The sequence below is a fragment of the Hydrogenobacter hydrogenophilus genome, from assembly GCF_900215655.1.
In the GTDB taxonomy this organism is placed as follows: domain Bacteria; phylum Aquificota; class Aquificia; order Aquificales; family Aquificaceae; genus Hydrogenobacter; species Hydrogenobacter hydrogenophilus.
The window spans coordinates 71,394-91,499 of the sequence record NZ_OBEN01000006.1 but is presented as its reverse complement, the minus strand read 5'-3'; the positions used below and the strand labels follow the sequence as shown (position 1 = coordinate 91,499).

Below are 20,106 nucleotides of genomic sequence, written 5' to 3'. Positions count from 1 at the left end.
TACACGAGTTCGCAGTTAGGCTTTGCAAGGGACAGTATCTCTTGGTTTATGAGTCTGTCATAAAGTATGGCATCTGCAGATTTTATGAGTTTGTACGCCTTTAGGGTTAAAAGTTCCACATCTCCTGGTCCTGCACCTACTATGTACACTTTACCCATCATCTCAAACCCTTTTGTATAAGGTTTATGGCAACTGCAACAAGCAACAGTGATATAACTATTCTTAGAGGCTTGGGATTTAAGGTCCTTGCTAAATGAGTCCCAAGCAACACTCCAGCGAGACCACCTAAGGACATGGGAAGAAATATTCCCGTGTCTGTATGACCTTGTAAAAAGTGTGAGGTACCACCTACAAAGGAGCAAGCTAAACCAAAGGCTATATCCACACCAACCGCTCTTGCAGGACTCAGTTTTGTAAAGTATAAGAGCAATACCATACCTAAAGCTCCAGCACCAGCAGATGTAAAACCAACTTCAAGGCCTATTAAGAAGCAAGCTACAGGTAAAAGGTATTTATACCTGCTTAAGTCAAACCTCTTACCTTTCCAAATCATAAGTAGGTTTAAAAGGACAGAAAATATTATGGTGATACCTATGACTAAAAGAAGAAGCTTCTTTAATCCTAAGGGGTCATGAAACAGTTTGAGAAGAAGAGAACCCAAGAGTGTACCAGGAACTCCTCCCACAAGCATAAGAAGAAGGGTTTTATAATCCAAATTTTTGTAAACGGCATGAGTAAGCACCGCTGGAAACTTCACCACTGTAGAGAAGGCAAGGGCAGAACCGACTGCTTTTGCAGGATCTAAGCCAAGCAAGATGAGAAGAGGCGCAGTAAGAGTTCCAGCACCTACACCAGTTAATCCTATGGCAAAGGCTATGAAGAAGCCAAACACGGCGTATTCAAACATGATGTCCTCCTCCTGGCTTTATAGGTAAAGAAAAGCCCATCTTATGAGAAAGCTTTTCTACTTCCTTCATTAACTCTTTCATACCCCCCGAATGCACCTTGGAATTTTCTTCTTTTGGGAGAGATAGAAAGTACGGATACTCTTCTATTACTGCAACCCAAAGGTAGGTTTCAAATTCCTTAAACATAGCTTGCTTTCCATTGAATTTCCCCTCCTTCCAACCCCTTAATGTTAATTCTTTTATTAAGCTTTTCTCATTCACTTTTTCAAGAACTCTTATGGCCATCTTTCTCCTCCTTTATCAGCTTGTCCGCTATCTTTTCAAAACCACCTGTCTCTATACTGCAGTGCATACCACATTCTTTTGGAGCGTCCTTCTCCCACCACCACCTGCCAGCCCTTGGGTCTTCGTAAGGTGCCACTGGCCTTGTGCAAGGTTCACACCCTATACTTCTATATCCCATCTCGTAGAGCTTGTTATAAGGTAGGTTGTTTTTCTTTATGTACTCCCATACCTGCCTTTCGCTCCAGTCTGCAAGGGGATTTATCTTCACTATCTGCCCATGGTCGTGGTCTACTTCTATTTTCATAATATTCTGCCTGCTAGCCCATTGCTCTCTCCTAAGTCCTGTTATCCAAGCGTCCACCTGAGAAAGAGCTCTCAATAACGGTCTTACCTTTCTTATATGACAGCACAGATGTCTGAGTTCAACCGTCCTGTAAAAACAGTTGATACCGTGCTTTTTGACCAGCTCTTCCACATCACCTGCGGAAGGAAAGTAAAGTTCTATTCTTATGTTGTACCTCTCTTCTATCTCCTGAATAAGTCTGTATGTCTCTTCGTGTAATCTCCCTGTGTCCACTGTAAAAACCCTAACTTCTGGGTTTATCCTCCAAGCCATGTCCAAAAGTACCGTATCCTCTGCCTGACCGCTGAAGGCTATATAAAGCTTAGGATGAAAGTTTTCAATAGCCCAGGAGATAAGTTCCTGTGGAGGTTTATCCTCAAACTCTATAGCAAGCTCGTGCAGTTCAAGTTCATCAAAAGTGTGAGAACCTCCAGCAAGAGCGGGATAGAGCATGATATGATCACCCTCTTTCAGCTCGCTATCAAGCCCCTTCAGATAAGATATGTCCTCCTCGTTAAGGAAAACCTTCACAAAAGGCTTTAGATTCCCCTGTTCATCAAAAAGCTTCCCTCTAAAGCCTTCAAACTCCTTCTCAAGAAATTCAAGAGCGGAACGTACAGTTGGAGCACTCACTTCAATCTCAGTAAGCCCCCCAGAAAAACGACTTAACGGACCAAATATGCTTATCTTAACAAGCTTCTTATCTTCCAGAGCTTTGGCGGACATTATACTGATGAGCTCTTCATCACTTTTGGAATTTACAAAAGAGTAAAAATCTTCAAATTCCGAGTTTCTAAAGGCAAGGATAAGGTTCTTTAGGTAAACCTTTAACTTTTCAAGTGAGACTTTTTTAGCAATGACTTTTCCTACCTTTGCATACTTTCCATACCCTCCCCTAAGAACTAAATTGTAAGTGGTCTCTACAGAGCCATCTGGATGTCTAAGGTGTGTTGCTTGCAAGCCTATATCGTTTAGCCAATGGTGAGCGCAGGCATGAGGACACCCATCAACACCTATAGTTATATTCTCTATCCTTCCCAGTTCCCTCTCAAGATATTCAAGAAGTTCTAAAAGTGCTTCCTTAGAAGGACCTACCGAGTAGTTACAGAAGGGATCACTGGTACAGGCAACCGATACAGCTCTGGTTTCGCTCACATCAAGATGAAAGCCAAGCCCTTTTACTTCTTCCTTTACCGTCTCAAGCTTATCCTCTGGAATATTTACCAGCACCAAGTTCTGTCTTTGAGTGATCCTGAGGGAAAGGTTAAACTTTTCCATGAGCTCAGTTAGCTTTAAAAGCTGACTTCCCTTTACCCTTCCTGCTGGGACAGGTATTCCTAAGTAGTAAAAGCCTTTTTGTTTCTGTTCTCCCAAACCCGTGTGGAAGTATCTTTTTACAGGTATTGGCTCTTGTTCAAGGACTGCTGGCAGAAAGCTGAGTCTTTCTAAAAGCATCTCTCTTATCCTTTCAACACCCAGCCTGTCCACCATGTACTTGAATCTTGCCTTCACAAAGGATTTTCTGTTTTCCGGATCTTCCTTCCATATGTCCACTACAGCTTTTGCTACTTCAAGTACTTTATCCTTTTCCACAAAGATGCCAAGCTTTCGCGCTATTCTGGGTGTGGAGGATAGACCACCTCCTACCCACACTGCAAAACCTTCAGTGCCTTCTAAGATGGTTCCCACAAAAGCAAGGTCGTGCATTTCTGGCATATTGCAGTGGTAAGGACATGCGGAAAGGGTTATTTTGAACTTTCTGGGTAAGTTAAAGTACTCTCTATTTTCTGGGTTATGAAAAAATTCCTCAAGTTCGTAGATATTATCCACCACATCAAAAAGCTCGTGCTTTTCTACGCCACAGAGGGGGCATGTGGTAATATTCCTAACGGTATCACCACAAGCTCCTACAGGAAAGAGTTCCACGCTTTTGAGTCTCTCAAAAACTTCCGGAAGGTCTTCTAACCTTATGTAGTGAAGCTGTACATCCTGTCTTAAGGTTAGCTCCGCATAGTCGTTGAACCTATAAGCTATATCTCCTAACACCTTTACCTGCTTTGCAGATAAAATACCACCTGGCACCTTAACCCTAAGGAGAAAGTGTCCTACTCTTGGCTTGTCATGGTAAAGTCCATACCACTGTAGCCTTACAAGGTCTTCCTCTGGTGTCTCTTCGTATCCTTTCTTTATTATCTCAGGAAGCTCGGAAAGAATATCCAAAGGATGTTTTTCCGCCTTTAACCTCTCTCTTGGGTTTATTTCCAAAATTTCTCTCTCCATACTTCTCAACCTCCTACGGTGAACATTTTGCAAACTTTGTGCCAAAGGAAAGATTGTGGGGAAAAGGGTAAACGGCGTATAAAATGTGAGCGATATCATGTATGTTGTGTAATCAGATTGTATATTCTATAAACATGGAAAGGCTACTGCACACCACAGACCCAAGCTTGAGAGTTGAAGGTTTTCAAAAAGTTGAGGAACTTCCAGAAGAATTGGAGAACGCCTTTGTGCTTGTAGATATAGACACTGTAGGTCTTTCAAGTCTCCCAGACCTAAAAGATGGAGAAAACATACCAGTAGCACTTACCTCTAAAAGCATCCCGGGCTACACAATAAAGCTTGTAAGCCTTGGATTTTACGATGTTCTGCTCAAACCCATAGACGAGGAAAGGCTAAGAAGGCTACTTCAAAAGTTGGACAGTTCTCAGAAAGTTCAGAGGATTATATACCTTCACAAGCGAGAGGAAGAGGTCTCTGGGGAGCTGTGCAAAGAGCTCTGTTCCATAGTGGGAAACCCTGAAGGTAAGATGAAGGAGGTGCTTTTAAAGGTAGGTAAAGCTGCTTCTCTTGATGTTCCTGTGCTTTTCTTTGGTGAGACGGGTGTGGGGAAGGAGGTCTTTGCAAAGGCATTATGGAAGACATCCAGAAGGTGGAACGGACCTTTTGTTGCGATAAACTGTTCTGCAGTGCCTTCGGAACTACTTGAGGCAGAACTTTTTGGATACGAAAAGGGAGCTTTCACAGGAGCCATATCAAGCAAAGAAGGGCTCATAGAGTCTGCAAAGGGCGGTATTCTCTTTTTGGACGAGGTAGGGGACTTACCTTTACACTTACAGCCTAAACTTTTAAGGGTATTGCAAGAAAAAAAAGTTAGAAGGCTTGGAAGCACCAAAGAGATACACTGCGATTTTAGATTGATAAGTGCCACCAACAAGGATCTTAAAAGGCTCGTAAAAGAGGGTAAATTCAGAGAAGACCTTTACTACAGGATAAGCACAGCAGAGATCCACATACCACCCCTTAGAGAGAGAAAGGATGACATACCGTTGCTGGTAGATTGTATATTACAGAACATCTCGCGGGAAACAGGTAAAAGAATAATAGGCTATACGGAGGGATTTTTAAAGAAAGTTTTGTCTTACAACTGGCCAGGCAATGTGAGGGAGCTTGAAAACGCACTTACAAGAGCTATAAGCTCTTGCACCGGAGCGGTTCTAAAAGAAGAAGATCTTGATATCATAACCCAAGATTACGAAAATTACAGCCTTGAGGATACGCTAAGAAGAGAAGTTGGAAGGCTAATAAGAGAAGGAGAGAGCAACATATACTACACTCTTATGGATAAGCTTTCTAAAACCATTGTGCAGGAAGCTTTTTCTCTTTTGAAAGGAAACTATTCAAGGACAGCAAAGACGCTTGGTATAAATAGGTTAACCCTCAAAAGGATGTTGCAGGAAGACGCTCAGTGTGTTCCAAAAGCATAAGGTTCTTTTTAGCTCGTTCTCTGCTTTTGTGATCAAAGTTCCCTTTTATAAAGCTCTCTAACATTAGTCTTAACTTGTCCCTTTTTTCTTCCCTATGAATGAGCCTATTACCTACCCATACCTCTTCTCTTGCGAAATCAAGTATTACTTGACCACCGTTTATGATCCATCTTCGTGATGGTTCTGGATACTGCCATGCGGTCCTTATAGAAAAAGGCACATCATCCATCCTGCCGTGAAGTTCCCATACTTTGTTGACGGTAAGCTTTTCTATCTTGATGTCTTCAAAAAACAGTTGAAGCAAGTAAAGGTCATGCCAAGCAAGGTCCCACAAGGGGGATATGTAGCCTTTTCCTTTTCCTAACCTTTCTATCTGGATGTTCTCTACCTCTTTTGGAAAAAAATTCAAGCACGAAGAGAAGGTTTCTATTTCGGACACATAGAGATTAGGGTAGTGGTATATTTTTTCAAACTCCTCTGTGCTAAGAGCGGGTGGTTTTTCAAGAAGAACGGGAATTCCCTTTTCTAAAAAGTTTTCTGATACGCTAACATGCGCTATAGGATCTATGGCAACTATGACTGCCTTTAGCTCTTCTTTCACTTCACCCAGGTGGCAGTAAAAAGGGTGCTTATCTGTAGCCTTTTGAGGGTCTATGTCGCAAGCTACAAGCTTGTGTCCCAGCTCTTCCAACTTGGAAAGATACTTCCTACCCATGTTCCCAAGACCTACGATCAGTATATGCTCATTCATATGATGTTTGCCTCTCAACTACCGCTCCAAGGTTTCTTAGCTTTTCGTCCAGTCTTTCGTAGCCTCTATCAAGATGGTATATATCTCTCACAATAGTTTCTCCTTCTGCTACAAGGCCCGCAAGCACTAAACTGGCAGAAGCCCGAAGATCCGTAGAGAAAACCTCTGCACCTGTGAGCTTTTCTACACCTCTTACGAAAGCAGTTCTACCCTTTACATGTATGTCCGCACCCATTCTTTTTAGTTCTGCCACATGCTGAAACCTATTTTCAAAGATGTTCTCCGTTATATCTGACCAACCATCTGCCAAACAGCACATAGACATAAACTGAGCCTGCATATCTGTGGGAAAACCAGGATACTCCAAAGTAGAAATAGAAAGGGGTCTGATGCTATTCCCTTTTGAATAAACCCTTATCCTATCAGTTCCACACACTTCTATGCACGCTCCTGCTTCTTTAAGCTTCTCTATGACACTACCAAGATGGTCAACGCGGACATTTTCAAGCTCTATGTCCCCTTTAGTCATAAAACCCGCTACTAGAAAAGTACCAGCCTCTATCCTGTCGGGTATAACTCTATGAGTAAAGCCTCCAAGTTCAGAACTGCCCCTAATTATGGCGGTTCTACCTTCCACCTGTATGTTTGCTCCCATCTTTCTTAAAACTTCTATCAAGTCCATAACTTCTGGCTCTATGGCTATATTCCTAAGTATGCTCCTTTTTTCACACATGCTTAGGAACATAAGAGCGTTCTCTGTGCCTGTCACAGTGACCACTTCAAAGGTGTATTCAACAGGTTTTATGTCTTTTAGTTCTAAGTGAATGTATCCGTGCTGAACCTTTATGTGTGCCCCTGCCTTCTCAAAGACTTTCAGATGTTGGTCTATAGCTCTTATGCCTATGGAACAGCCACCTGGCATTGCAACCACCGCCTTTTTGAAGCGTGCCAAAAGGGGTCCCATGGCAAGCACAGACGCTCTCATCCTCCTTACTAAGTGATCAGGTGCGATAAAACTGTTTACCTTTGATGCATCAACAGCGAGAGAAGTAGAGCTTTGTATAACCTCTGCACCAAGCAAACGCAAAAGCTCCACACTGTTTTTAACATCCAGCAGGTCTGGCACATCTTCTATATGACAGGGCTTATTGGTAAGCAGCGTACTCATAATTATGGGTAAGGATGCGTTTTTAGAACCTGAGATTCTTACCTTCCCCTTTAGCTTACAACCTCCTTTTATGATAAGACTTTCAGAAGTATATGATGTGGTGTTTATCATCTTTTTTTATTATAATTTTTACTATATCTCCTTTTTTTGAATAGTAAAGCATAACCCCATCGTCCTCTTGGTTGTAAGCAGGTTCTTCAGAAGAGTATATGACTACTATTCTGTCTTCGTATTCCATTACTTGTGGATATCTCATATCTTAACCACTACGCAGGTGAGAGCTTCCCTTACACCTTCTAAGGAATGTATCTTGTTTATAACTAACCTACCCAGTTCATCTTGATTGCGAAGTTCCGCAAAGACTATTATGTCATACGGTCCTGTTACCACATCCGCCGTTTTTACCCCCTCAAAGGTGGAAAGAGCTAACATGATGGAAGGTATCTCTCTTGGGTCTGCCTTTATGAGTATGTAAGCCTTTATGGAATATTCAGATTCGAGTTCCATCAGCTCTGTTATGGACATAGGATAACCTTCTGAGCGTGTCTCCATTATCTACCTCCTGAACGAATATTTTAAACAATCTTTCCGCAAGAGAGGGCTGTTTTCTTATCTCTTCTATGGCAGAGTGGATAAGCTTTCTTACTTTGGGCTCTCTTAGCTCCACATCACTCCAAGTTTCCTTTATCTTTATGATATAGTTTTCTACCTTGAGAAGTTCAAGCCACTTTACAAACTTTTCTACTTCGTCCCAAACTATGATCTCTCCCTTTTCTTTCTCTTTTAACCTCTCTGACAGATTTTTATCTGCCACGCTTTTGAGGTCATCTATGTTGTAAAGGAAAACCTCATCCAAGTTGTTTATGGAAGGGTCTGCGTTTCTTGGTACGGATATGTCTATGATAAACATGGGTTTGTAGTTCCTCAGCTTTATAGCTTTTTTGACAGTCTCTTTTTTCAGTATAGGTTCTTTGGAGCTTGTGGAGAGTATGACTATCTCAAACTCGTGAAGGTAATCCTCAAGGCTCTCAAATCTAAGGGCATGTCCTTCAAGCTCCTGTGCAAGCTCCACTGCCTTTTCGTAAGTCCTGTTGGTTATAAAAAGACTCGCTTGAAGCTTTTTAAGATACCTGGCGCAAAGCTCCCCCATCTCGCCAGCACCCACAAGAAGTACTTTTGCTTTTTTTAGGTCTCCAAATATCTTTCTTGCAAGCTCAACAGCAACATAACTTACAGATACCGCATTTTTGCTTATGCCCGTTTCTGTTCTTACTCTTTTTGCAGTTCTTAGAGCCTTTTCGTAAAGCCTGTTAATGATCTTTCCAGTAGTGCCCGTTTCCTTTGCAATTCGGAAAGCCTCTTTGAACTGAGAAGTTATCTGCGTTTCACCTATAACCATGGAGTCAAGGCTTGAGGCTACCCTAAATATGTGAGATAAAGCCTCCTTTCCTTTCAAAAGAAAAGAATACCTTTTTACATCTGGGTTTACACCTTTAATTTCCGTTAAGTTATCCACCAGCTCGTTTACAGCATCATAATGTTCAGCAACAGTGTATAGTTCCACCCTGTTGCAAGTAGATAGAAGCATTATCTCTTTTACACCTGTTGTAGTCTTGAGAACTCTAAGCAGGTAAGCGCTCTCGTCCTTATTACAGGCAAGTCTCTCCCTATACTCTATGGGGGCGGTTTTAAAGTTAAGACCCCATACAAATATGCGCTCCATCACATAATAATATAAGCTTGATTAAGTTCTCTTTCCAAACAGTAAAGTACCTATTCGTACTATGGTAGCGCCTTCTTCTATAGCTACCTCAAAGTCGTGGGACATACCCATGGAAAGGTGGTTAAGCTTTACAGAAAATTCCCATTCTAACTTTTCTTTGAGCTTTCTGAGCTTTTCAAAGTAAGGTCTTACCTGATTTGGGTCTTCTCTGTATGGTGGAATACACATGAGTCCTACCACTCTTAGGTTTTTAAAGGCAAGCATGCGCTCATAAAAGTTAAGAAGTTCTTCTGATTCTAATCCACCTTTTGACTCTTCGTTTCCTACATTTACTTCTATAAGCACCTCCTGAATTTTGCCTAAAGCTTGTGCTCTTTTGTTTATCTCATGCGCCAAGCTTTCTCTGTCTAAGGAGTGTATGAGGTTTACCTTGTCTATTATGTACTTTACCTTATTACTCTGTAATCTACCTATGAAGTGCCAGTCTATGTGTAGATCTTTTAGCTCCTCATACTTCTTTAAAAACTCCTGCACCCTGTTCTCCCCAAACACAGAAAGTCCACACTGATAATATTCTTTTATTTTTGATAAGGAAACGCTTTTGGAAGCTCCAAGTAAGAGCACGTCCTCCCGCTTTCTTCCTGCCCTTTCACAGGCATCTCTTATTTTACTCTCTACTTCTTCCAACCTTCTGCAGGTATCCATTGTTTCTTAGCGTTAAACTAACGCTTACTCCTTGAACTTCAGCCAGGCTTAAAAACAGGAACTTGTGTCCCTTCAAATATGTCTTGATATGGGCTTTGTGCCACAGAAGAGAGTTTTCTGATAAGATCCTCAAGCTCCTTTCTAACAAAAGATGAACTAACAAACTCTACGATCTTTTCCTCATTTACCAAGTAAATGGTAGGCACAACCTCAACAGAGTAGCTTTCAGAAACCTTATAGTCAGGATAATCCAAAAGCTGAGGAAAGGTAAGGCTATACTTCTTTGCGAAATCCTCCGCATCTTTAGGACCATCCTGAACTATACCGTAGAAGGTTATCTTATCTCCATAGAGCTTGTACAATCTTTCTACAAAGGGAAGGGTAAGCTGACATGTAGGACAAGTCACTTTGTAAAAGACAAGTACCACATAGCCGGGGGTCTCATAAAGAGAGTACCTCTCTCCACTGTAAGAAAAAAGTGTAAAATCTAAAGCCTTATCACCCACATTTAACCGCATAGTAGTATAAATTATAAGGTGTATGCGCCTCTGTAGAGGAGTCAAAGTAATATACAGAGAAGGAAGGATTTTTATTGGCTCGACGGGTATTATAAGATTATAATTATATTTATAAGGAGGTGAAAAATGCTTCTTAGTCTTGAGGTAAGAGCTCAGCTGAAAGACCTGCTTTCTAAGGAGCTCAAAGAAAAGGTCAAAGTAAAATTATTCTCTCAAGCAATAGGCTGTGAGACTTGCTCTATTGCGGAAGACCTTTTGAAGGAAGTGTCTCAGGTAGAACCTGAAAAAATAGAGCTTGAAATATACTCTCCTCTCATAGACAAGCAGGTAGCACAGGCCTATGGTATAGAACGCGTTCCTACAATAGTGATAGAAGGGGAGAGGGATTACGGTATAAGGTATATAGGACTACCTGCTGGTCTTGAATTTAGCACTTTGGTGCAGGGTATTATTCAGGTGTCTAAAAGAGCCCCAAAGCTTTCTGAAAAGACTATAGAGATGTTAAAGAGCATAGACTTACCTATGGAGATCATGGTTTTTGTGACTACCTCCTGTGGATACTGTCCTTCTGCAGCAGTTATGGCTATGAACTTTGCCTTAGCTAACGAAAACATAAAAGCTTTGATAGTGGATGCCAGCGAGAATATGGATCTTGCAGAAAGATTTCAGGTAGTAGGTGTGCCCAAGATAGTTATAAACAGAGGTCTTGTAGAGTTTGTAGGTGCTCAGCCCGAAAATGCCTTCTTGGGATATGTTATATCTGCGTACGAAAAGCTCAAGAGGGAAAACCAATGAACAGGCTTGAATACTTTCTTGAACTACTCAAAAAGAATCCCAACAACCCTATGGTGCATTACTCCCTTGCCCTTGAGTACTTCAAGGAAAAAGACTACATGAAATCCGCAGAGCATATGGAAACGTATCTTCAGATGCAAGAGGATGAGGGAGCAGGCTACAAGGTACTTGCCAAATGCTACGAAGAACTCGGAGAATACGAAAAGGCTATACAAACCCTTCAAGAAGGTATACAAAAAGCCATAAAACACAACCACCCGTCAATGGCAGAGGAGATGAGATCTTGGTTAGAGGACTTAAAAAATCTCTACTCCTTCTGATCCTTTTACCACTCACTTCCTCTTTTGCAAATAAGCTAACTGCGTGCTATAAAGCATACTTTGTCTTTTTGCCTGTTGCAGAGACTTGTATAACTTACGAAGATAAGGGAAGCAAAGAACTTTATGTTTCAAGTGTGGTAAAAACGGTAAACGTAGGTAAGTTAGTAAAGAGGGTATACAACAGAGGACAGGCAGTTATAGAAAAGGGTACTCTTCAGCCCATAAGTTTCAAGTATTACCAAGAGGAAGGAGAGTTTAAAAGATATCAAGAGTACACTTTCAAAGATGGAAAGATATATGTGAAGGAAGTAAAGTACAAAAAGCTCAGTGATCAAATAGAAAAAAGTGAAGAAAAGGTTTATCAAGAAGCAGGGTATGTAGAACCTTACACTGCGAGTCTCTTACTTTACAGAGACTCCGCGCTTAAAAATTACGGTAATATTCTTATGTTTTACGACGATAAGCAGTATGTACTTCCGTATTCCGTATTAAAAAGAGAGAGTATAGATACTGACCTGGGAACTTTCAATACAAGGATGATTGAAGTGTATCCCAACATTGAGACAAAGGGGCTTTTAAAACCAAGAGGTAAGTGGTATCTCTGGGTTGATGAAGATAGTTATTTGCCTGTTAAAATGAGCCTAAGCTTTGTTATAGGTAGCGTTAATACAGTTATTACCAACATAAGCGGAGATAGGTACCTTCTTAGAAACATACTTAAAAACCCAATATAATGTTAAGTCTATGATCAAAAGAGTTCTGATAGCCAATAGAGGAGAGATAGCAGTAAGGGTTATAAGGACATGCAGAGAGCTTGGACTAAAAACGGTTGCGATTTACTCAGAAGCGGATAGAGAGTCTATGCATGTAAAATTAGCAGACCAAAGTATATGCATAGGACCTGCGGAAGCAGTTAAGAGTTATTTGGACATCCCACGCATCATGTCAGCCATAGAAGTGTCCGGTGCGGATGCCGTGCATCCGGGATACGGTTTCTTGGCGGAAAATCCCAAGTTTGCAGAGATAGTAAAGGCAAGTAAGAAAATATTCATAGGTCCGTCCGCACAAACCCTTGAGCTTATAGGCGACAAGATAAGAGCTAAAGAGCTGGCAAGAAAAATAGGCATACCATTACTGCCAGGGAGCGATAGGTGTGTTGATGTGAAGTCCGCAATAGAGATAGCAAACAAAATAGGTTATCCTGTGGTGATCAAAGCTTCTGCAGGGGGTGGTGGCAGAGGTATAAGAGTGGTCAGGGATGAGAAAGAGCTAAGAGAAAAGCTACCCTTAGCCATTGAAGAGGCAAAGGTATCCTTTGGTGATGGAAGGGTTTACATAGAAAAGTATCTGATAAATCCAAAACACATAGAGGTACAGATTCTGGCAGATAAATATGGAAATGTGGTGGCACTCGGAGAAAGGGAGTGTTCCATACAAAGGAGAAACCAAAAGCTCATAGAAGAAGCTCCGAGCAGTTCTATAAGCGACATGCAACGCAAAGAGATAGAAGAAGCCAGCATTGAATTCTGCAAAGCTATAGATTATGAAGGTGCAGGGACGGTAGAGTTTCTTATGGATCAGGATGGAAAGTTCTACTTTATGGAAATGAACGGAAGGATACAGGTAGAGCATCCTGTGACGGAGATGATAACGGGCGTAGACATAGTAAAGTGGCAGATAAAGATAGCCAAAGGCGAAAAGCTCAGCATAAAAAACTTAGAGAAAAAAGGCTATGCCATAGAGTTTAGGATAAACGCAGAAGACCCATATACTTTCATGCCATCACCCGGTAAGATAGAGGAGCTCTACCTACCAGGTGGATTTGGTGTGAGAGTAGATACACACATCTACTGCGGATACACTGTACCACCCTATTATGATTCTCTGATTGCCAAACTCATAGTATGGGGAGAAGACAGAAAGAGCGCTATAAAGAGAGCAAAAAGAGCATTAGAGGAGTTTTTAGTCTCGGGTAGAGGATTAAAAACTAACATAGAGTTCCACAAAAGGGTTGTATCCACCAGAGAGTTTGTAGAGGGTAGGCATCACATAAAGTTCATAGAGGAGATGATGGTGTGAGATTGGGCATCTTTGATTCGGGTGTAGGTGGTCTTACTGTCCTGAAAGCCATAAGGTCTGCCTTTCCAGAAGTTGATCTGATATATCTGGGGGATACCGCAAGAGTACCGTACGGTGGAAAGTCTAAGGAAACCATAGTGCGTTATAGTGTGGAGTGTGCACACTTTCTTGCGCGTTTTGAAATTGACCTTCTGGTAGTCGCATGCAACACTGCGAGCTCTTATGCCCTTGAAGTTCTCAAAGAGGAGCTTGGCATACCCGTATTTGGAGTCATAAAACCCGGCGTAAGGAAAGCTCTGGAAGTTTCACAAAATAAAGTCATAGGTGTTATAGGTACAAGAAGCACTATAGAAAGTGGTGTTTATCAGGAAAGTCTTAAAAGTGCAGGAAGTGTAGTTTACGCAAAGGCTTGTCCCCTTTTTGTCCCCTTGGTAGAAGAAGGGCTTATAGAAGGCGAGATAGTAGATAAGGTGATTGATTTTTACTTAAGAGAACTTAAATCCACGGAAATAGATACTCTCATATTGGGTTGTACTCACTATCCGCTACTATCACCAGCCATAAAAAAGTACATGGGAGAAGTACATGTAGTAGATTCTGCGAGCGCCCTTACTGAAGAGATAGCACCTATGGTTAAAAATGAAGGAAACGCAAGCCTAAGCCTTTTTTTCACGGATCACTCTCCCAGCTTAAAAAACCTGATAGAATTAATACTCGGTGAAGGACAAAAGCCTCAGCTCGTTCCCATGCTTTGTAGTCTTTAACTCTTTGAGAAATGCGTTCCTAACCTTTTCAAAAAAGGCCATTACCCTTTTATCCCTGTAATCTGCGTAAGTCCAGTAGAGAGCTCTAAAGCCTCCGTAAAGGAAAAGGTACTCTATCTCTGCATAAACGCCCTTTCCCAAGTAAAGCCTTCCTCCGCGCTTTTTGGAAGATGCTAAGATAAGGTGGCTCTCGTCTACATACCCAGGGTCTATGTTAAGGCGTCTTCTGCCATGCAAGGAAAACTCCTTTTCCTTTTTCATAGCCCACAACTTAAAACTTACAAGCTCTTCTTTTTTAATAAGACCCTCCAGGGATAAAAATATCTTCATAAGACCTTCTCCCATTTCTCTTGAGTAGTATCTTTGTATGGATGCAAAGTTAAAGGACTCAGAGAGGTGTTCCACACTTAGCTCCTGTAAAAGTTCTCTAAGAACTTCTTCCTCTTTATAGATCACTGATAAGATGGGTTTAGCAAGCTCCATGCTTTCAAACGCCCAACTTATCCTCCACTATACAAACTATCTCCTTAAAAACTTCTTCCTTATCCCTATTGGCATCAACTATGCGTATGTCCCTTTCCTTTTCTGAGTGCGCAATAAGAATGTATGCGTCCCTTACCTTTTTTAAAAGTTCAGGGGTTTCAAACTTGGTTTTTTTGTGTCTTATTCTACTTAAAGCGGTTTCAAGGTTTACATTCAGTATGATGGTAAGGTCTGGCTTTCTACCTCTGATGGCTATGTGGTTGAGTATGCTGACTGTTCCAAGGTTTATTTCTTTTGCGTAGCCTTGGTAAGCCATGCTTGAGTCTATGAACCTGTCCATTATTACCACTTTGTCCGCACACAGGTCTGGAAGTATTTTTTCCCATACAAGGCTTGAACGAGCGCTTTCAAAAAGAAGGAGTTCCGTAATGGGATCCATGGAAAACTCCATGATCACTTCCCTTATCTTTTCCGCTAAGGGTGTACCACCTGGATCTCTATAAAGGGATACATCAAAACCTTTCACCTTTAGATATTCGTAAAGAAGGTTAGCTTGTGTAGTTTTACCAGAGCCATCTATACCCTCAAAGGTGATAAGAAATCCCTTCATGCTTTGAAGGATTATAACTTATAAGGCAACAAGAAGTTTCCTGTTTACTCCCATCTCCTGAGATGCTTTGTCAAAACAAACAGACAGTTCCCACATACGAATATTTAAGTATTATATACAGTTATAAGGTGCACTGCGCACGCAAGACACGGATCAAAGGAATGAATGGTTCTTAGGACCTCAAGAGGTTCTTCAGGATTTACAAGCTCATGTCCTACCAAAGACGCTTCGTAAGGTGATGGCTGTCCTTTTGCATCCCTCGGTGAAGCGTTCCAAGTAGTGGGCACTACAGCCTGATAATTAGCTATCTTACCATCCTTTATGTGCACCCAGTGAGAAAGCGAACCCCTTGGCGCTTCCATAAGTCCAAAACCCTTTACATCTCTCTCCCATGTAGATGGCTCCCACTTTTCACCGTTAAAAGTCTTCGTGTCTCCTGATTTTATATTTTCTAAAAGCTCGTCGTACCACTTTTTCATGGCATGAGCGTATATGTATGTTTCCAGTCCTCTTGCAAGGGTTCTACCCATAGTTGAATACATGGCTTGGAAGGGAATCCCAAGTTTTGCAAGATGAGAATCCACAAGCTCTCGACTGCCAAGCATGTCCCTTGCGTAAAGAGCTAAAATTCTTGCAAGGGGTCCCACCTCTGCAGGAAGGCCTGCGTATCTTGGTGCTTTAAGCCAACTGTATTTACTCTCCACATTCAGGTATTCGTAAGGTGGTTGTGGACCCGTATAGTTTAGAACCGTCTCACCTTCAAAGGGATGGAGTCCCTTCTCATCTCCAAGTGAATACTTGTAATAGCTGTGTGTCACATACTCTTCTATCTTAGAGTAATCCACATCTTCGTAATTCTTTATTTCCCTGTTTTTTATAAAGGTAGGTGGTATGAAAAATCTGCCCTCATGGTGAGAATCCCCTTCTGGTTCTCCAAGAACTAAAAAGTTGCCTAAACCCTCACCTTTTTCAAACCAGTGTTTGTAAAAACTCGCAATGGCGATAAGGTCTGGAAGGTACACTTTTTCTACGAAGTCTATCATGGAATCTATGAGGCTTTTTACTTTTCCGAGTTTTTCCATGTTTATGGCTGTATCGCTCTGGAGGTCTATGGGACATGCCATACCACCAACCACGAAGTTGGGATGTGGGTTCTTACCACCGAATATGGTGTGTACTTGCACTATCTGTGCCTGCCAGTTGAGAGCATCTAAATAATGTGCTACTGCCATAAGGTTTGCTTCTGGTGGTAGTTTATAGTCTGGGTGTTTCCAGTAGCCCTTGTTGAATATACCGAGCTGTCTCCTTTCTACTTGCTGGCGTATCCTATCCTGCACTTCTTTGAAGTAAGAGGGTGAGGACTTTCCGTAATCCGATAGCTTCTGTGCCAATTCGGAAGTCTTTGCAGGGTCAGCTTTTAAAGCCTCCAGTGGGTTCACCCAATCCAACGCGTGAAGGTGGTAAAAGTGTACCACATGGTCGTGTACGAACAGTGTGCCTATCATAAGTTTTCTTATTAAAGAGGCGTTTTTGGGTACTTTTATCTTTAAGGCATCTTCTACCGCTCTTATGGAAGCAAAGGCGTGTACGGTGGTACAAACACCACATATCCTTTGAGCAAAAGCCCATGCCTCTCTTGGGTCTCTACCTTTGAGTATTATCTCTATCCCTCTGACCATGGTGCCAGAAGAATAAGCGGACTTTATTCTGTTCCCTTCAAGCACAGCCTCAATTCTCAAATGCCCTTCTATTCTTGTTATTGGGTCTACCACAAGCCTTTTCATGCCTCTTCCTCCTCTATAGCGGACGCTACAAGATCCACAATGCTTACAAACTCATAATCTCTCTTTAATTCCTGACTGCTTTTGTTAAGAGCAAGCATACAATTGGCACAGTAGCATACAATGGTTTTTGCACCAACTTTATCAAATAGGGTCATCTTGGAGATAAATCCTTTCTGTCTATAGTAATCTGCATCCTTTATAACAAGCACACCTCCACCACCACCACAACATATGTTGTGCTCAGGTATGAGAACTGAATCTTTAAAGTCTTCCGCAAGCATACTCAATATTCTTCTAGGCTCTCTAAGGACACCTCCCCTTCTTCCTATCTGACAGGAGTCATGTAACGTTGCCCTTTCTTTTAGGACCTTCTTTTTTACGCTCAGCCTACCTTCTTTTATCATCTTATCTATGAATTCCACTATATTCAGTACCTCAAACTTCCAATCCTTAGGAAACACATTAGGCGCTATAAATCTCATGGACTGGTAAGCATGCCCGCACTCAGGAGCTATTATGTACTTTACCCCTAATTCCTTAGCACCATCAAGAATCCTCCTTAGCATCTCTTTGGTGACTTCTTTGCTTTGTGCAAACAGACCAAAGTTTGTAGCCTCGTGAGCGATTGTGGAAAGAGTCCAACTTACACCTGCCTTGTTAAGAACTTTACCGGCAGAAGCTACAGAAGAAGGAAACTTCATAAGCTCAATAGATGAGGGAATATAGAGGTATTCCGAAGGCTTTTTATCAACAGGCATTTCCACTTCATACTCCTCCGATATGAACTCTATTCTATTGAGGAAGGTAGGCACATCCACACCTAAAGGGCTTCCCTTTTCTACGGAAAGGTTTGTAGCATCCGCAAGGTCCTTAGGTGTAAGTCCTGCATAAGTCAATGCACCTCTTACTATACTTACGAGCCTTGGAGTGTCTATACCCATGGGACATGCCTTTGTACATCTATCGCAGTTGGTACAAGTGTAAAAGGTAAGCTTTACCTGTTCTTTCAGGTTCTCAGGGGTGATCTTTACACCAAAACCCAACAGCTTTTTTATCCTTCCTATAAAGGTGTAGTTCTCCTTGTATATTTCTCTTAAAAGGTCTGCCTTGTATGCTGGCGTAAGCGAAGGGTCTATGTTTCCCGATACATTCTCACCCATGTAGAAAAGACAAGCCTCAGCACATATCCCGCACCTCACACAGGCTTCTAAGTAAGAGGCAACTTCAGCGTTTATATTCTTTTTACAAAACTCGTAGAACTTCTTTACCTCCTCCTGTCCTATTTGTTCCTTTGATTCTACAGGCATGTCAAACCTCCTTTAAAAGGATACACCTCTCTTGCCTGCGTTCCAGCCCATAAAACCTACAGAAAGGAAGTAGTAGACAAAGTGAGAAAGCCTGCTGAAAGGTATATACAGTATGAGAAGGTCTGCAAGAAGCATATGAGTTGAGAGTATCCATACATAAGAGCCTCCACCTGCCCACTTGGTAGCCAAGAGGCCTGTAAAGAGTATAGCCCCTATAAGGAAGTTAGCCAAATACTCATCTTTTCCAGTAAGCAATCTAAGTACAGGGTTCAACGCACGGTGGATAGTGAGAGCTATCAGAGAGCCAAGAGCGGAGTAAGCCAGAACATCACTCACTATGTTTGGCATTGCAGGTATAGGTAGACCGATTATTTCTTGCCACAAGAAAGCATGAGCTGGCACGAAAAAAGTAAGTCCTAAAAAACCCAAGTGAAAAAGAAAACCACCTATGAAGTTTACCGCTCTCCTTGAGAATATCTCGTTGAAAGTCCAACCCATGGTAGGTTTTATGACGATCTTCTTTAGAGCCATGTAGTAAGGGTTTCCTTTAGGTTTTGCGTAATCCTTTGGTAGTCCCAAGAACACTACCCTGAAGAACCTGTAGGTTATACCAATAAAAAACACAAATAGAGCAAACTTCAAAAGAGGTCCTCGCACAAAGTCATAAAAAGCCACATCGCTCATATTATTTACCCTCCATGAGCTTTTTATTAACCGTACCAACTACTGCACCTGCAACCGCACCTAAGGCTACACCCGTCAGCACCTTTTTCCAACCAAATCCACCCTCCACTACTGAGAGGGGAGAATATATAAACCCCCTATCCCAGAAGTCCGGCTCCGAACATCCAAAGCATGGATGCCCAGATTGTATAGGGAAACTTAATCCTCCGTTCCACCTTATAGTAGCACATGCGTTTCTTGTGATAGGTCCTTTGCATCCGAGTTTATAAAGACAGTACCCTTTCTTTGCATTTTCGTCATCAAAAGAACCGGCAAATCTACCAGCGTTGTAGAAGGGTCTTCTGTAGCACCTGTCGTGAATAGTCTGTCCGTAAAAGGTTTTAGGCCTTCCCATACTGTCCAGTTCTGGAGGCTTCCCAGTAATAACATAGCCGGCTATAACCGCAACAACCACATCGCCTATCGGAGGACAACCGGGTATATTCACTACCTTTTTGCCATCAAGGAGTTGGCTCACTGGCACCGCATTGGTAGGATTAGGTTCTGCATGAGGTATACCTCCCCAACTTGCACAGCTCCCTATAGCTATTACTAATCCGGCATTCTTAGCGGCTTCCTTGAGAAGCTCCACATTTGACTTACCACCTACCGTACAGTAAACTCCGTTGTCTTTGGGTGATACTGAGCCTTCAACCACAAGTATGTACTCACCTCTGTACTTTTCTATTGCCTCCATTTTTGCTTCTTCCGCATAGAAGCCCGAAGGAGACATAAGAGTCTCGTGGTACTCAAGAGAAATGTAGTCTAAAAGCACATCCGAAGGCAAAATGCTCGTGCTTCTTATAAAAGATTCCGTGCATCCCGCACAATCCTGAAACTCAAGCCATATTACAGCAGGCTTAGGTTTTAACTCAAGGGCTTTAGCAACTTGAACAAAAGCAGATGGTGGAAAGCCAAGAATTGCCGTCAACAAAAGAGCAGATTTTAAAAAGTCCCTCCTTGTGTATCCTCTCCGTCTATAAATGTGGTACAGGCTATCCATAATCGCCTCCTGAATGATAGTTCATTATATAAATATATTCAAAATATGATTTATGTCAAGATAAAGGCTCCCT

The 20,106-nt window shown here is 41.9% G+C and carries 23 protein-coding genes; 6 read left to right on the top strand and 17 right to left on the bottom strand.

All coding sequences use genetic code 11. The features are described from left to right. The 4 genes from CP948_RS06145 to CP948_RS06130 all read right to left on the bottom strand — a co-directional run. Positions 1–158 (bottom strand): SAM-dependent methyltransferase (locus CP948_RS06145; protein ID WP_245810101.1); only part of this gene is annotated, 158 nt, incomplete at its 3' end. Next, entirely contained in the window at positions 158–907 is a 750-nt protein-coding gene (locus CP948_RS06140) for a sulfite exporter TauE/SafE family protein (RefSeq protein WP_096602441.1), read from the bottom strand. The genes CP948_RS06145 and CP948_RS06140, both read right to left, overlap by 1 nt. Next, positions 900–1,193 (bottom strand): hypothetical protein, encoded by a 294-nt coding sequence (locus CP948_RS06135; protein ID WP_096602439.1) that lies wholly within the window; start codon positions 1,191–1,193, stop codon positions 900–902. The genes CP948_RS06140 and CP948_RS06135 overlap by 8 nt, the downstream gene beginning before the upstream one ends. Next, complete coding sequence (locus CP948_RS06130) at positions 1,174–3,816, bottom strand: phosphoadenylyl-sulfate reductase (protein WP_096602437.1); 2,643 nt, start codon at positions 3,814–3,816, stop codon at positions 1,174–1,176. Before CP948_RS06130 ends, CP948_RS06135 begins: the two co-directional genes overlap by 20 nt. Positions 3,817–3,950: 134 nt before the next feature. On the opposite strand from CP948_RS06130, the gene CP948_RS06125 reads away from it, so the two are divergent. After that, positions 3,951–5,300 (top strand): sigma-54 dependent transcriptional regulator, encoded by a 1,350-nt coding sequence (locus tag CP948_RS06125; RefSeq protein ID WP_096602445.1) that lies wholly within the window; start codon positions 3,951–3,953, stop codon positions 5,298–5,300. On the opposite strand, the gene CP948_RS06120 is transcribed toward CP948_RS06125, so the two are convergent. The 7 genes from CP948_RS06120 to CP948_RS06095 are packed head-to-tail and all read right to left on the bottom strand — an operon-like array spanning position 5,254 to position 10,165. Then, a complete protein-coding gene (locus CP948_RS06120; RefSeq protein WP_096602435.1) occupies positions 5,254–6,051 on the bottom strand; it encodes a Gfo/Idh/MocA family oxidoreductase in 798 nt (265 codons plus the stop codon). The two genes, CP948_RS06125 and CP948_RS06120, sit on opposite strands and share 47 nt — an antisense overlap. Next, positions 6,044–7,330 (bottom strand): UDP-N-acetylglucosamine 1-carboxyvinyltransferase, encoded by a 1,287-nt coding sequence (gene murA / locus CP948_RS06115; RefSeq protein WP_096602433.1) that lies wholly within the window; start codon positions 7,328–7,330, stop codon positions 6,044–6,046. The genes CP948_RS06120 and murA overlap by 8 nt, the downstream gene beginning before the upstream one ends. Continuing rightward, a complete protein-coding gene (locus CP948_RS08870; RefSeq protein WP_180764099.1) occupies positions 7,302–7,475 on the bottom strand; it encodes a hypothetical protein in 174 nt (57 codons plus the stop codon). The genes murA and CP948_RS08870 overlap by 29 nt, the downstream gene beginning before the upstream one ends. Beyond that, entirely contained in the window at positions 7,472–7,744 is a 273-nt protein-coding gene (locus tag CP948_RS06110) for an Lrp/AsnC family transcriptional regulator (protein WP_245810100.1), read from the bottom strand. The genes CP948_RS08870 and CP948_RS06110 overlap by 4 nt, the downstream gene beginning before the upstream one ends. Further along, complete coding sequence (gene hemA, locus CP948_RS06105; protein WP_096602429.1) at positions 7,710–8,942, bottom strand: glutamyl-tRNA reductase; 1,233 nt, start codon at positions 8,940–8,942, stop codon at positions 7,710–7,712. Before hemA ends, CP948_RS06110 begins: the two co-directional genes overlap by 35 nt. A gap of 21 nt (positions 8,943–8,963) precedes the next feature. Further along, entirely contained in the window at positions 8,964–9,647 is a 684-nt protein-coding gene (locus tag CP948_RS06100; RefSeq protein WP_096602427.1) for a YggS family pyridoxal phosphate-dependent enzyme, read from the bottom strand. Between the two features lie 38 nt (positions 9,648–9,685). Beyond that, positions 9,686–10,165: a peroxiredoxin family protein gene (locus CP948_RS06095; RefSeq protein ID WP_096602425.1), complete on the bottom strand. Its 480-nt coding sequence runs from the start codon at positions 10,163–10,165 to the stop codon at positions 9,686–9,688. A 126-nt stretch (positions 10,166–10,291) separates the two neighbouring features. Between CP948_RS06095 and pdo the strand changes: the two genes are divergently transcribed. Genes pdo through murI form a run of 5 tightly spaced genes read left to right on the top strand, consistent with a single transcriptional unit; the run spans position 10,292 to position 14,123 of the window. Beyond that, positions 10,292–10,960, top strand: coding sequence for a protein disulfide oxidoreductase (gene pdo / locus CP948_RS06090; protein WP_096602423.1), 669 nt, complete (start codon positions 10,292–10,294; stop codon positions 10,958–10,960). Then, positions 10,957–11,280, top strand: coding sequence for a tetratricopeptide repeat protein (locus CP948_RS06085; protein ID WP_096602421.1), 324 nt, complete (start codon positions 10,957–10,959; stop codon positions 11,278–11,280). The genes pdo and CP948_RS06085 overlap by 4 nt, the downstream gene beginning before the upstream one ends. Continuing rightward, positions 11,244–12,014, top strand: a complete 771-nt coding sequence (locus CP948_RS06080) for a DUF3108 domain-containing protein (RefSeq protein ID WP_096602419.1) — start codon at positions 11,244–11,246, stop codon at positions 12,012–12,014. Before CP948_RS06085 ends, CP948_RS06080 begins: the two co-directional genes overlap by 37 nt. Before the next feature lie 10 nt (positions 12,015–12,024). After that, positions 12,025–13,359 carry an acetyl-CoA carboxylase biotin carboxylase subunit gene (gene accC, locus CP948_RS06075; RefSeq protein ID WP_096602417.1) on the top strand — a complete coding sequence of 445 codons (1,335 nt, stop codon included), beginning with the start codon at positions 12,025–12,027 and terminating at the stop codon, positions 13,357–13,359. Further along, positions 13,356–14,123 carry a glutamate racemase gene (gene murI / locus CP948_RS06070; protein ID WP_096602415.1) on the top strand — a complete coding sequence of 256 codons (768 nt, stop codon included), beginning with the start codon at positions 13,356–13,358 and terminating at the stop codon, positions 14,121–14,123. The genes accC and murI overlap by 4 nt, the downstream gene beginning before the upstream one ends. On the opposite strand, the gene CP948_RS06065 is transcribed toward murI, so the two are convergent. The 6 genes from CP948_RS06065 to CP948_RS06040 form a co-directional block, all read right to left on the bottom strand. Next, positions 14,067–14,606, bottom strand: coding sequence for a DUF4416 family protein (locus tag CP948_RS06065; protein WP_096602413.1), 540 nt, complete (start codon positions 14,604–14,606; stop codon positions 14,067–14,069). The genes murI and CP948_RS06065 overlap by 57 nt on opposite strands. A gap of 4 nt (positions 14,607–14,610) precedes the next feature. After that, positions 14,611–15,216, bottom strand: a complete 606-nt coding sequence (gene tmk, locus CP948_RS06060; RefSeq protein WP_096602411.1) for a dTMP kinase — start codon at positions 15,214–15,216, stop codon at positions 14,611–14,613. Positions 15,217–15,320: 104 nt separating this feature from the next. After that, entirely contained in the window at positions 15,321–17,000 is a 1,680-nt protein-coding gene (locus CP948_RS06055) for a nickel-dependent hydrogenase large subunit (protein WP_096602409.1), read from the bottom strand. Beyond that, positions 16,997–18,307: a (Fe-S)-binding protein gene (locus CP948_RS06050; RefSeq protein WP_096602407.1), complete on the bottom strand. Its 1,311-nt coding sequence runs from the start codon at positions 18,305–18,307 to the stop codon at positions 16,997–16,999. The genes CP948_RS06055 and CP948_RS06050 overlap by 4 nt, the downstream gene beginning before the upstream one ends. 12 nt (positions 18,308–18,319) lie before the next feature. Then, positions 18,320–18,991, bottom strand: coding sequence for a hypothetical protein (locus tag CP948_RS06045; protein ID WP_096602404.1), 672 nt, complete (start codon positions 18,989–18,991; stop codon positions 18,320–18,322). A gap of 1 nt (position 18,992) precedes the next feature. Then, entirely contained in the window at positions 18,993–20,033 is a 1,041-nt protein-coding gene (locus CP948_RS06040) for a hydrogenase small subunit (protein WP_096602402.1), read from the bottom strand. Positions 20,034–20,106: the final 73 nt, after the last annotated feature.

What these genes read in the sequence shown, in the direction of transcription:
- CP948_RS06140 (WP_096602441.1), bottom strand. Translation starts at nt 907, where the DNA reads ATGTTTGAATACGCCGTGTTTGGCTTCTTCATAGCCTTTGCCATAGGA.
- CP948_RS06135 (WP_096602439.1), bottom strand. Translation starts at nt 1,193, where the DNA reads ATGGCCATAAGAGTTCTTGAAAAAGTGAATGAGAAAAGCTTAATAAAA.
- CP948_RS06130 (WP_096602437.1), bottom strand. Translation starts at nt 3,816, where the DNA reads ATGGAGAGAGAAATTTTGGAAATAAACCCAAGAGAGAGGTTAAAGGCG.
- CP948_RS06125 (WP_096602445.1), top strand. Translation starts at nt 3,951, where the DNA reads ATGGAAAGGCTACTGCACACCACAGACCCAAGCTTGAGAGTTGAAGGT.
- CP948_RS06120 (WP_096602435.1), bottom strand. Translation starts at nt 6,051, where the DNA reads ATGAATGAGCATATACTGATCGTAGGTCTTGGGAACATGGGTAGGAAG.
- murA (WP_096602433.1), bottom strand. Translation starts at nt 7,330, where the DNA reads ATGATAAACACCACATCATATACTTCTGAAAGTCTTATCATAAAAGGA.
- CP948_RS08870 (WP_180764099.1), bottom strand. Translation starts at nt 7,475, where the DNA reads ATGAGATATCCACAAGTAATGGAATACGAAGACAGAATAGTAGTCATA.
- CP948_RS06110 (WP_245810100.1), bottom strand. Translation starts at nt 7,744, where the DNA reads ATGTCCATAACAGAGCTGATGGAACTCGAATCTGAATATTCCATAAAG.
- hemA (WP_096602429.1), bottom strand. Translation starts at nt 8,942, where the DNA reads ATGGAGCGCATATTTGTATGGGGTCTTAACTTTAAAACCGCCCCCATA.
- CP948_RS06100 (WP_096602427.1), bottom strand. Translation starts at nt 9,647, where the DNA reads ATGGATACCTGCAGAAGGTTGGAAGAAGTAGAGAGTAAAATAAGAGAT.
- CP948_RS06095 (WP_096602425.1), bottom strand. Translation starts at nt 10,165, where the DNA reads ATGCGGTTAAATGTGGGTGATAAGGCTTTAGATTTTACACTTTTTTCT.
- pdo (WP_096602423.1), top strand. Translation starts at nt 10,292, where the DNA reads ATGCTTCTTAGTCTTGAGGTAAGAGCTCAGCTGAAAGACCTGCTTTCT.
- CP948_RS06085 (WP_096602421.1), top strand. Translation starts at nt 10,957, where the DNA reads ATGAACAGGCTTGAATACTTTCTTGAACTACTCAAAAAGAATCCCAAC.
- accC (WP_096602417.1), top strand. Translation starts at nt 12,025, where the DNA reads ATGATCAAAAGAGTTCTGATAGCCAATAGAGGAGAGATAGCAGTAAGG.
- CP948_RS06065 (WP_096602413.1), bottom strand. Translation starts at nt 14,606, where the DNA reads ATGGAGCTTGCTAAACCCATCTTATCAGTGATCTATAAAGAGGAAGAA.
- tmk (WP_096602411.1), bottom strand. Translation starts at nt 15,216, where the DNA reads ATGAAGGGATTTCTTATCACCTTTGAGGGTATAGATGGCTCTGGTAAA.
- CP948_RS06055 (WP_096602409.1), bottom strand. Translation starts at nt 17,000, where the DNA reads ATGAAAAGGCTTGTGGTAGACCCAATAACAAGAATAGAAGGGCATTTG.
- CP948_RS06050 (WP_096602407.1), bottom strand. Translation starts at nt 18,307, where the DNA reads ATGCCTGTAGAATCAAAGGAACAAATAGGACAGGAGGAGGTAAAGAAG.
- CP948_RS06045 (WP_096602404.1), bottom strand. Translation starts at nt 18,991, where the DNA reads ATGAGCGATGTGGCTTTTTATGACTTTGTGCGAGGACCTCTTTTGAAG.
- CP948_RS06040 (WP_096602402.1), bottom strand. Translation starts at nt 20,033, where the DNA reads ATGGATAGCCTGTACCACATTTATAGACGGAGAGGATACACAAGGAGG.